Source organism: Candidatus Aquicultor sp. (assembly GCF_054640775.1).
Window position 1 is genome coordinate 2,650 of the sequence record NZ_JBTSLF010000071.1, and the last position, 11,198, is coordinate 13,847.

The 11,198-nt window shown below is 50.0% G+C and carries 10 protein-coding genes; 1 reads left to right on the forward strand and 9 read right to left on the reverse strand.

The features are described 5' to 3' along the window. The 6 genes from ACYC56_RS07415 to ACYC56_RS07440 form a co-directional block, all read right to left on the reverse strand. A partial coding sequence (locus ACYC56_RS07415) for a GspE/PulE/PilB domain-containing protein (RefSeq protein ID WP_461373544.1) occupies positions 1-442 on the reverse strand: 442 nt, incomplete at its 3' end. Between the two features lie 20 nt (positions 443-462). Beyond that, on the reverse strand, positions 463-2,130 hold the full coding sequence (locus tag ACYC56_RS07420; protein WP_461373545.1) for a GspE/PulE family protein: 1,668 nt from the start codon (positions 2,128-2,130) through the stop codon (positions 463-465). Continuing rightward, on the reverse strand, positions 2,096-3,004 hold the full coding sequence (locus ACYC56_RS07425; RefSeq protein ID WP_461373546.1) for a shikimate dehydrogenase: 909 nt from the start codon (positions 3,002-3,004) through the stop codon (positions 2,096-2,098). The genes ACYC56_RS07420 and ACYC56_RS07425 overlap by 35 nt, the downstream gene beginning before the upstream one ends. 69 nt (positions 3,005-3,073) lie before the next feature. Next, positions 3,074-3,583 (reverse strand): YqeG family HAD IIIA-type phosphatase, encoded by a 510-nt coding sequence (locus tag ACYC56_RS07430; RefSeq protein ID WP_461373547.1) that lies wholly within the window; start codon positions 3,581-3,583, stop codon positions 3,074-3,076. A 23-nt stretch (positions 3,584-3,606) separates the two neighbouring features. Beyond that, positions 3,607-4,830 (reverse strand): peptidase U32 family protein, encoded by a 1,224-nt coding sequence (locus ACYC56_RS07435; protein WP_461373548.1) that lies wholly within the window; start codon positions 4,828-4,830, stop codon positions 3,607-3,609. 108 nt (positions 4,831-4,938) lie between these two features. Beyond that, on the reverse strand, positions 4,939-5,166 hold the full coding sequence (locus ACYC56_RS07440) for a NifU family protein (RefSeq protein ID WP_461373549.1): 228 nt from the start codon (positions 5,164-5,166) through the stop codon (positions 4,939-4,941). Positions 5,167-5,572: 406 nt separating this feature from the next. Between ACYC56_RS07440 and ACYC56_RS07445 the strand changes: the two genes are divergently transcribed. Next, positions 5,573-8,179 (forward strand): transglycosylase domain-containing protein, encoded by a 2,607-nt coding sequence (locus tag ACYC56_RS07445; RefSeq protein WP_461373550.1) that lies wholly within the window; start codon positions 5,573-5,575, stop codon positions 8,177-8,179. A 1-nt stretch (position 8,180) separates the two neighbouring features. Here ACYC56_RS07445 and ACYC56_RS07450 read toward each other — a convergent pair whose 3' ends face one another. The 3 genes from ACYC56_RS07450 to hisG all read right to left on the reverse strand — a co-directional run bounded on the left by ACYC56_RS07450 (position 8,181) and on the right by hisG (position 11,188). Further along, positions 8,181-9,026, reverse strand: coding sequence for an aminotransferase class IV (locus ACYC56_RS07450; RefSeq protein ID WP_461373551.1), 846 nt, complete (start codon positions 9,024-9,026; stop codon positions 8,181-8,183). Beyond that, positions 9,026-10,489: an aminodeoxychorismate synthase component I gene (gene pabB, locus ACYC56_RS07455; RefSeq protein ID WP_461373552.1), complete on the reverse strand. Its 1,464-nt coding sequence runs from the start codon at positions 10,487-10,489 to the stop codon at positions 9,026-9,028. Before pabB ends, ACYC56_RS07450 begins: the two co-directional genes overlap by 1 nt. A gap of 162 nt (positions 10,490-10,651) precedes the next feature. Then, a complete protein-coding gene (hisG, locus tag ACYC56_RS07460) occupies positions 10,652-11,188 on the reverse strand; it encodes an ATP phosphoribosyltransferase (protein ID WP_461373553.1) in 537 nt (178 codons plus the stop codon). Positions 11,189-11,198 lie beyond the last annotated feature (10 nt).

An 11,198-nucleotide genomic window follows, 5' to 3' on the forward strand; every position in this document is an offset into this window, starting at 1 on the left:
CAGATTCCGTTGCCCTGTAGTAGCGGTTGAGCGCTATCTTTATCTCATCTTCAAGCGCGACCACTGCTTTTATGTCGTACCCGGTAATCATTTGCAGGTCGTCCAGGGCTACAACGTTTGTCGGGTCTGCGATGGCAACGACAAGTTTGTCGCGCTCGAAATCTATAGGCAGGACGTTGTATCGCCTGGCAAACGTCTCGGGCAGTATCGAGGCGGCTGAAACGTTTATGTGGTATTCGCTAAGATCGACGAAGTTAAAGTCGCTCGAGCCCAGCAGTTCGGTAATGGTGTCGGCATCAAGCAGACCCTCGTTGACCAAAGCTTGCGCCAATGATGTATCGCAATCGATACTCTCTTCGACCCTCTCCAGGTCATCATGCGAGAGTATGCCTTTTTTAACCAATATATTCGCGAGTATTTCGTCGGATTTCTCTTTTAGCATAATCTATTCCTCTACCGGTTCTATACGGTAACCCTTAGGATTTCTTCTATCGAAGTCAAGCCGGAACGAACCTTATCAAGGCCGTCTTTTCGCAACGTTAGCATGCCTTCGGTGAGTGCGAGTTTGGTTATGTCTTCGGGCGATGCGTTTTCGACCAGAAGACGCTCTATCCCTTCTGTCATGATCATGATTTCATAAAGACCTATGCGGCCGTGGTAGCCGGTGTTGCCGCAGCGTTTGCAGCCACGCGCCCGGTAAATCTCGGTTGGCTCGCTTCCGTCGATTATGTAGCCGGCCTCGATCAGCTCCTCTTGCGTAGGCGTAAAGAGTTCACGACATCGTGTGCAGAGCTTTCGAGCAAGGCGCTGGGATACGATGCAATCGACCGCTGATGATACTAGGAACGGCTCTATCCCCATCTCAACAAGCCTGGTCAGCGTTGCCGGAGCGTTGTTTGTGTGAAGCGTTGAAAGCACAAGGTGTCCGGTAAGCGCGGATTCGACTGCGATGAGAGCGGTCTCCTCATCCCTGATCTCGCCTATCATCACGATATCCGGATCCTGGCGCAGTATAGACCGCAGGGCTCTTGCAAACGATAAACCCGTTTTTGTGTTGACCTGGACCTGGCTTATGTTTGGTAAACGGTATTCGACAGGGTCCTCTACCGTGATAAGGTTCTTCTCTTTTGAGTTAAGCAAGTTAAGAACGGAATATAGTGTCGTTGTCTTACCGCTTCCGGTTGGCCCGGTGATGAGGATCGCGCCATAGGGCTTAGTGAAAGACTCCTTGAACATATCGAACGAACCCGGTAGAAAGCCGAGGTCGTCGAGGTTCATCATTATGCTTTCTTTTTCTAGTACCCTAAGAACTACCTGTTCGCCATGGATGGTTGGCAGCGTGGCGACGCGGAAATCGATCGGTCGCTTATCGATGGCTAACCCGAAACGCCCATCTTGAGGGAGGCGGCGCTCTGCAATGTCCAGGCCGGCCATGATTTTTATTCGCGAGATGATTCCGGCTTGAATATGCTTAGGTGAGCGCATGACTTCATGAAGCACCCCATCTATCCTGCACCTGATTCTTACGTCTTTTTCCTGCGGTTCGATGAATATGTCGCTGGCCCTATCTCGAACCGCTTCGGTAACGATCATGTTGACCAGCTTTACGATGGGGGCGCCCTCGGCCTCTTTTTCATCGGCGATGACATCGGTTTCGCGGTCGAAGTCGTCGCTAATGCTTTCGATCGCCTCTTCGACAATGTCATCACTGGTACTGTATTTTTCGATAGCGGTTTGGAGATCTTTTTCGGAAACGACTACCGGAATGATCTCATGTCCGGTCATGACATGAAGGTCGTCGATAGAGAAAATGTTTGTCGGGTCGGCCATTGCGACGACGAGGCGGTCGTCTTCAAATTCTATCGGGAGCACCTTATAGCGATGGATTTGCTCGCTTGAGATAAGTGCGGTGGCCTGCGTGTTAACTTCGTATGCATCGAGGTCAACGTAGCCGAGGTTTAACTGTTTAGCCAGGTTTTTCGCTATATCGGATTCGGAAACATAGCCGAGATCGACCAGCTTTTGGTCCACCTGTTCTTCGTCACTTGAAGTATTAATGGCCTCACTGAGCTGGTCTTGTGTAATTACTCCGGCGTCAAGTAGAAACTCGCCTATCTTCCTCTTGAACATTATCTGGTCTATCTCCGCTCTTTAATCCTTGGATTAACGCCTGACGCATTACTTCAACGGGTGCGGAGGTACCAGTCCAAATCTCGAAGGCCGAGGCCGCCTGGTATAAGAGCATACCAAGTCCGTTTGCAGCCCTAGCTCCTTTATGTCGTGCTCCGTTAATTAGTGCGGTTTCAAGTGGTGTGTAAATAAGATCATAAACAAAGTGCGATGCGTTTATTAACTCTAAAGGTACTGGCAGGAGATCTCCGCTTTCCTTCATACCAACAGGCGTTGCATTTACTATTAGTTCTCCTATTTGGAAAATATCGGCGAGATTATCCTCGAATGTGAGCGTTTTTACTGATATTTCCTGGAAATTAGAGATAAGGTTGGAGGCTATGGCCCCGGCCCTGTTCTGCGACCTGCCTAGTATTACGATGCTTTTGATACCGGCTCGCGCAAGTGCAACCGCTGCCGCCTTTGCCGCGCCTCCCGTGCCTAGGATTATCGCTGTTTTGCCGGCCGGATTGAAGGATTCCTCTTCGAGAGACTTAATGAAACCCTGGGCATCGGTGTTATAGCCGATAAGACGACCGTTATCGTTTTTTATCGTGTTGACAGCACCGATGGTCTTGGCCTCAGCGGAGAGTTCATCGAGAAAATTGATTACGGCTTCTTTGTGGGGCATGGTTACATTTATTCCCTGGATATTTAGGGACCTTATGCCGTCAATAGCATTTTCGAGAGCCTTTGGCTCGACGACGAATGGCAGGTATCTATAATTGAGGTTGAGCGCCTCGAACGCCTTGTTGTGCATAAGTGGCGAGAATGTATAGGTTAACGGATATCCGATTATCCCTGTTACTTTTGTTGCGCCGTTTATTTCGTTCATTTAGCTCCCCTTGTAGCGATCCACATTGCCTATGGATAGGATGGCTATTTGATATCTGCATGCTCACAGTTATGAGCTGTGCAGGCTGTGTTTTTGCCAGCGTTTCATAACCAGCTTCTCGAGTTGGCGGAGGAACCTGGTGTGGAACGCTTCATGGTTACTCATCGGCACGACAAGGATGGTATGTAAGCCCGCAAGATTTCCGCCGAAGACATCGGTGAATATCTGGTCACCGACGACAACCGTCTCGTCGCCATGGGTCCCGAGGACTTCCATCGCGCGCTTGAAGGCTCCTTTTCGAGGTTTGGCAGCTCTGGCTACAAGCGGGAGTCTTACTTGAGCGGCTACTCCTGCCACGCGTTGCTTCCAGTTATTAGAGAGGATACAAGCTTTGAATCCCCCTGCCTCGACTTTTTGGAGCCACACTTTTAGCTCTTCGGTGGCGACCGAGCTATTCCGGGCAATGATAGTGTTGTCGAGATCGAGGATGATTCCTTTGATCCCGTCTTGCTTTAACTCTTCTAGGTCTATATCGAAAATCGAATCATAGTAATGATCTGGGAATAGCTTTGCCAACACTGATTACCTCACTGCTTATTATTTTAATCTATCGCTCGTCTAAGGATTGCGAACTCTGGCCACGGCTCTGGCGAAGGTATGCCTACCTTAAACCCGGCATGTGAGACTTCAACAGGACCGCCTTTTTTACCTTCTTGCACGGTGAACATTTCGGGTATCCGATAATCCCTCATCAGGTTGTCCGGGCCTAACACTTCGATTGGTTCGGCTATCCTGAGCCTGTTCCTGACCGAGACGATCACCAGACCGTTCTTCTTATCGTACCCTTCAACCACCCCGACAAAATCATGTGACTTCTCATAGCGCGCGCAATCGAGCATCTCTTCCCCTTTTTCGCCGAGGAAGAAGCCGGTTGAGTACTGGCGGTGGCTAACCTTTTGGATTTCTTCGAACCATTCTGGGTCAGGACTATAATTATCTGGGTTATCGAAGTAGCGGTCAACGGCTTTTCGGTATATTTTTGTTATTGCAGCGACGTAGTGGGTGGTCTTCATCCTGCCTTCGATCTTTAGGCTGGTGAGGCCGCATTGCATTAGTTCGGGGATATGCTCTATGAGCGCCAAGTCTTTCGAGTTGAAGAAATAGGTACCTCTTTCATCCTCTTGAATCTCGTGGTACTGCCCTGGGCGCTTCTCCTCTACCAGGTGATATTTCCAGCGGCAGGAGTGAGCGCAGTCGCCGCGATTGCCATCCCGGTCGGCGAGGAACTTGCTCATCAGACATCTGCCGGAGTAGGAAATACACATGGCTCCGTGGATGAATGCCTCGGTTTCGATGGCGGCGTTTTTTGATATCTCGGCCATCTCGGGGGCGGTTAGCTCACGTGCCAGGATGACTCTTGATGCACCCTGGGATGCCCAGAAACCTGCGGCGGCGGTGTTGGTAACGTTCGCCTGAGTGCTGATGTGGATGCGTAAATCCGGAGCCACGGTTTTAACAGTGCTTAAAATACCGGGATCAGCAACGATCACCGCATCGACGCGGGCATCCGCGAGATCGCTGATATAGTGCGAAAGCTTTATGAAATCGCTGTTTCTTGCAAATATGTTAAGCGTTACGTAGAGCTTTTTCCCCGCGCTATGGGCTCTTTCAACGGCTTTTTTTATGTCGTCGATAGAGAAATTGCTGGCTTTTGCGCGGAGGCTGAAGCTATGCCCCCCTATATAGACGGCATCGGCGCCGTAGGCTATGGCGTATTCTAGCCGCTCCATGTTCCCGGCCGGGGATAGGATCTCCGGCTTTTTCAATTAAATCACCCCAGAAACTATTAGTAATTATGAAAACTAGCAGCCGAGGCTTGAGGCCTCGGCTGAATTCTTAAATCTATGGTTCAATGCCTGTTTATATCGCAAAACTTAAACGAGAACGTTCTGTACCATCTTCACCTCAGGAACCATTTCCTTTAGTGTCTGTTCTACGTAATGCGTTAATGTCATCTGCGACATCGGACATCCGGCGCAGGAACCAAGTAACCTTACTTGAACGACACCATCGTCGGTAATGTTAACGAGTTCGATGTCGCCACCGTCCGCCTGAAGTCCCGGCTTTATCTTCTCAAGCGCAGCCTCTACTCTTTCACGCAATTCTTTCACCTCCCGGAGAGTTCTTCACCTTATCCTACCATATAGGGTGCAAATATAACAGAAGACTGAAGTCAAAAGAACAGTATGCGGTAGGCAGTAAGCAGTAGGCAGAATAAAACCATCTACCTGAGAACAGTGAAGCTACGCCTAGACGCTAGTAAGTTACAATCATGCGTGCTGCGCCCGAGATTCTTCGCTATCGCTCAGAATGACATATAGATTTGGGTGCGAATATTACTATTGCCGTGATTAATTGTTATACTAGGCCGTAAGCATCGCTTGCTCTGCTACTGGCAAAATATAAATCTAGCAAAATAAGCTTATTTATGGCAATCTGTTTATGGTAGCAGTAGATTAATGGCTGTGCTAATGCAGCAAAAATCGGAGCATTTGGAGGCGCAATAACTTGGGATTTATCTTGAGACACAAGATATTGGCTTCAATTTTCACATTATTGGTCGGGGTGGCGGTGGTGGCCGGCACGTTTGTGTACGAATCAGTCCGCGATCTCCCCGATATAGGCGATGTCAAAGGCATTATTAAGAACCAGACCACCTATGTTTATGCGGCCGATGGAACGGTCATAACCAGGCTTTTCCATGAAAACCGGACGATAGTGCCGCTTAAGCAGACCTCCACCATCTTGCAGAAAGCCGTTATCTCGGTTGAAGATCAGCGTTTTTATGAGCATAAAGGCATTGATTACGTTCGAATAATCGGTGCGTTAGTGCGGGACGTTAAGAATCGTGAGGCTGCACAGGGCGCTTCTACCATCACGCAACAATATGTTAAAAATGCCTACTTTAGTCCCGAAAAGACGGTTCAAAGAAAGATCCGGGAGGCTTTTTTAGCGACGGCGCTTGAGCGGAATTATTCCAAAGAGCAAATCCTCGAGAAATATCTAAATACCATTTATTTTGGAAACGGCGCGTATGGTGTTGAGGCGGCCAGCGAGTCGTATTTCGGTATTCCGGCCACCAAGCTGAATGTTGAACAAAGCGCGCTCCTTGCCGGGATGGTCAGGAGCCCGTCGGGATGTAACCCGTACAAATACCCGGATCAGGCGCTAAAGAGACGCAACATGATAATCGACTTGATGGCTGAGCAGGGATATATATCAACGGCAGAGGCCAAGGTGGCTAAGGGGCGCCTCATGGCGGTAGTCCCGAAAAAACAAAGTTACGTTGGGATTGCGCCGTATTATGCGGATTGGCTTATCAGAAATGCGCTGGATAAGACCGGCTTTAACGAGAAAGATGTCTACTCTCAGGGGCTGAAGATATATACGACGCTCGATCCGAAGATGCAGGAGAGCGCGGAGCTTGCCTGGAAGAAGTATTTGCCTAGCCCGCGAGATCCCGACGTCTCGCTTGTAGCTATCGATCCGAAAACTGGAGCGGTTAAGGCGATGATCGGCGGCAAGGACTATAATAAGCAGAAGCTCAACATCGCCACCCAAGGGCCGAGACAACCCGGGTCGGCGTTTAAACCGTTTACATTGACAGCGGCGCTTATGAGCGGCATATCGCCTGATGACGGGTTTAACGCGTCCTCGCCGCAGACGTTTAAGATTCCGGGAAACAGGCCGTGGACTGTTCATAACTCGTCGGGCGAATCAGGTGCTGGGTCTATGAGCCTGCGTAGGGGAACCGCCTGGTCGGTGAATGTGGTTTATGCGGGACTTGTTGCAAAGATCGGCGTCGATAAAGTCATTGATGCGGCCAGATTGCTCGGTATTACAGCCGACCTGAATGCAAACCCGGCGATTACATTAGGGGGACTCAAGATAGGTGTGACGCCTTTTGAAATGGCGTCCGCATATTCGACCTTTGCAAATAATGGACAGCATAACGAGCCCTATGGTGTCGAGAGAATCGACCTGCCGAACGGCCAGACGGTATATAAACACAAGGTTGAGCCCAGACAGGTAATCGATGCCGCTGTGGCATACCTGGTAACCGATGTTCTACGGGGAGTAATCAGTGGAGGAACCGGCACCCGGGCCAGGATCGGGAGACCGGCGGCTGGAAAAACCGGCACTACACAAAATTATTGCGACGCCTGGTTCTGCGGATATACCCCGGATTTAGCTGCAGCGGTTTGGGTCGGTTATAAGGATAGCATGAAACCGATGCGAAACGTCCATGGGATTAAGGTTGTGGGCGGGAAGTTCCCGGCGCAGATTTGGTCGGCGTTTATGAAGCGGGCGCTCAAGAATGTTCCCGAGCATGACTTCGCGGATGCACCGCGAGGAAGCCTGACCTATATTTCACTGTGCGATGAATCGAACATGGTGGCCGGTGAGTTCTGCCCGAAGGTCAGCAGGCACGTATTCGTTCGTAAATATAAGCCCAAGAACCTTAAGGCTTGCGACATTCATAAACCGATTCCGGTGCCTAATCTTATCGGGATGACACAGGCGGAAGCAATCAAGGCGCTGACAGAGCTAAAACTGGGCTCAAGCGTTGTGAGTAAGCCGTCGGATGCACCGGCAGGTCAGGTCTTTGAACAGAACCCGGTGGAGAACACCGAGGTCAAAGAAGGTACGATAGTTGAACTTTCGATTAGTAGCGGGTTGATCAATAATGAACCGCAATCGGGACAAGGAGTGACGGTTCCGAACGTTGTTGGATTTACATCGGACCAGGCGCAACACGAGCTTGAGGGAAGCGGCTTCCTGGTGACGGGCGAGTACCGTTTAAGCGAACAACCGGCAGGAACGGTGATAGGACAAAGGCCCCCTGCGGGGTATGTAACGCAGCCGGGATCGCTGATAACCTTAGTAATCAGCGGTGAGGGCAATCAGGCTACAGTCCCGAATGTTATCGGCCTAAGCGAGGCAAGGGCAAGCCAGCTGCTACAGTCGAAAGGTTTTATCGTTGTCGTCAGCAGCGATAGGAACAAGAAAAACGTTAAGAAGTTTGGACTGGGTATCGTTTCAAGCCAAAGCCCAGGGCCGAGATCGCAGGTCAATAAGGGGTCACAGGTTACGATTTATGTGACGGGGCAATGATTTAACGGTCACAGTGCGGCAAACTAAGCGTGTGCTCCCTGTACAAGGCTTGTATATGCCGGGTCGATTTTCCGGGACCACCATCCCCTATTTTCTCCCCATCAAGCTTCGTCAGAGGCATGACTTCTATTAACGAATTTGTAAGAAACAGCTCATCCATGTCAAATATATCGCCGGCCTGAATAGTTTGCTGGGATACGATATATCCATAAGATGTGGCGATATCGATGACAATGTCTCGCGTTATCCCCCGAAGAAGACCATCTTCAACCGGAGGGGTTAGTATGGTTTTGCCGGTAACCGCGAATGCGTTCGTGTATGACCCTTCGGTGATACTCCCCTTTTCGTTGACAAGAATGGCTTCATTGCAGCCGGCTTCTTCAGCTTTTTTTCTGGCTATGACCGAGGGGAGGTAGCTGGTTGATTTAAGCGTGGTCGTTATATCCGTTGAGGTGCGAAAACCGTTTAGCAGTATGGCTGACATGCCGGTTCGATACAGGTTCTCGTCGTAGCCTCGATAATGGGCTGCGGTTATAAGAACTGTCGGGGTTTGCGTACCGGGCGAGCCATTGGTGACGGTAAGGCGCACCCTAGCATCGCTTAACTTGTTGGCTATTACGGTGCTTCTACAAGCCTCTGCCAGGGTCGTTTTATCCGGCATATTAGGGTAGCCAAGCAGCTCGGCCGAGCCATATAGCCTTTCCAAATGCTGATTCAGGGCGAAGATCGTGCCGTTATACGCGCGCATGGTCTCAAAGAGGCCGTCGCCGTGGGTGAATCCACCGTCAAACACGCTTATTCTCGCATCTTCCTTATTGATGAGCTTGCCGTTTAAGTAGACGATCACTAAATCAAGTCCTCCTTTAAGCCGAGCGCATTAAATATCGCACGACCCTTGTCCAGGGTCTCCATGTATTCCTCCTCGGGGTCTGAATCGGCTACGATGCCTCCCCCGACTTGTAAATATGCCTTATCGCCTAATGCGGTTATCGTGCGAATGACGATGTTTGTGTCCATCTTGCCGTTAGTGCTGATATAGCCGATTGAGCCGGTGTAGAGATTCCTGCGATGGGGCTCGAGTTCTTCTATTATTTCCATCGCCCTGATTTTCGGTGCGCCCGTTATCGAGCCTCCGGGAAAACTCGCCCTTATTAAATCCATCATTCCGATATCGGGTCTCAGTTGCCCGGTAACGGTTGACACCAGGTGGTGAACCGCTTCGTAGCTCTCGACGACCATGACGTCTGGAACTTCGACGCTTCCAAACTCGCACACCCTGCCGAGGTCGTTTCGCTTTACATCGACAATCATAACATGCTCGGCTGAGTCTTTCTCGCTTGCCAGCAACTCGTTGACCGCCGCTTTGTCTTTGCTGATATCTTTGTAACGCGGCCTAGTGCCCTTGATAGGCCTGGTTTCGACATAACGATCGTTGACAAACATAAAGCGCTCCGGCGACGAGCTGAGAATCGAGAAGTCGCCGTATCCCAGGTACGCCGCAAACGGGGCCGGGTTTGCTTCTCGGAGCAGTTTATAGAGTGTGTAGTGGTCGACATATAAATCGGCGGTGAACCTTTGCGCCAGGTTTACTTGAAAAATATCGCCGGCGCTAATATATTCTTTTGCTTTATCGATCGCTTGTTTATATTGTTCTCGCGTGAAGTTGGATGACAGATTTGCGGCAACGCCGTGGTTTTCTTTATGTAATGCCGCCGTGGTAACGCTATTGCCTGCAGCGTTCTGTGACTCATCCCGTAGCTTGGTCGTCTTGTCGATAAGCAGATCGAGACTCGATTGTGCCTTGGCGAGAGATTCCGTGTCGTCGGCAGGAATATAGGCGATTGCATAGGTTTTCTTGTCGAGATGGTCTATGATTATAGCTTCCGTATAAAATCCGAGATAGATGTCGGGGATATTTTGGTCGTCTTCAGCGATGTCGGGAATCCGTTCTATCCGTCTGTTTAAGTCATAGCCGAAGTAGCCGACCGCACCGCCGGTAAATGGCAACCAGGAGAACTCGCCCGGCTCTAGCGTTCCGAACGACCTGAGTACCTCATCAACCGCCGTGAGTGGATCGGATGTGGTGATAGGTATAGTATGGCCGGCTTTGTTGACAATGGTTATTGAGCCTTTAGACTGGAGCGATATGGTTGGGTTGCTGCCTAAAATAGAGTACCTGCCATAGCGGTCCATGAGCAGTGGGCTCTCCAGGAGGAACGGCATGTGGTCGTTCAGAAACCCTTGCAGGGCTTCGGATGGGTCTTCTATATGGCGTAGTTCTTTGACGAGTAGTGTTGCTTCGCTTGTCATAGTCTCTCCCGTTGGTTACCCGGTAAACGACAAAGAAAAAGCGGACACCCATCGGCTGGGTGTCCGCTTTTTAAGGGACTAACATACCAATTATTATTCAATCCTATATACTTACGTTTACCTTAATTTTCAAGCTATTGCAAGAGAAGATACAAATATTTGTTAGCGAATTATTTTTGAAAGGCCGAGTTCGATGATGTCTTCGGCGCCGAATGCCTTCAGTTTTGGGATGAGGATATTTACGTTTGATTTTTCGACAACGGTTTCAATAGCAAAGAAATCGGAGTTATAGAGTTTGGATACCGTCGGTTTTTTGAGCGCCGGCAAGACCGCAACGATATCTTCAAGTTTATCCTCCGGGACATTCATGCTTATGAGGACTTTGCCGCGGGCTTCTATAACGCCGAGTAGGAGCGTCTTTATCTCGTCTATCGCCTGCCGTTTCTCGGGATTAGCCCAGGCCTGCTTGTTGGCCATAAGGCGGGTTGTCGACTCCAAAACGGTATCGATAATACGAAGACGGTTTCTTCGCAGGGTCGAGCCGGTTTCGGTGAGGTCGACGACGACATCTACAAGCTCCGGCACTTTCGCCTCTGTCGCGCCGTAGGAGAATGAGATTTTTACAGGTATACCAAGCTTTTCAAAATACTTTCGGGTTACATTTGGAAGTTCGGTGCTTACACGGCTTCCGACGGGTATATCCTAGATC

Bases quoted from the DNA above. Each gene is read 5' to 3' on its own strand.
- ACYC56_RS07420 (WP_461373545.1), bottom strand. From the start codon at position 2,130: ATGTTCAAGAGGAAGATAGGCGAGTTTCTACTTGACGCCGGAGTAATT.
- ACYC56_RS07425 (WP_461373546.1), bottom strand. From the start codon at position 3,004: ATGAACGAAATAAACGGCGCAACAAAAGTAACAGGGATAATCGGATAT.
- pabB (WP_461373552.1), bottom strand. From the start codon at position 10,489: ATGACAAGCGAAGCAACACTACTCGTCAAAGAACTACGCCATATAGAA.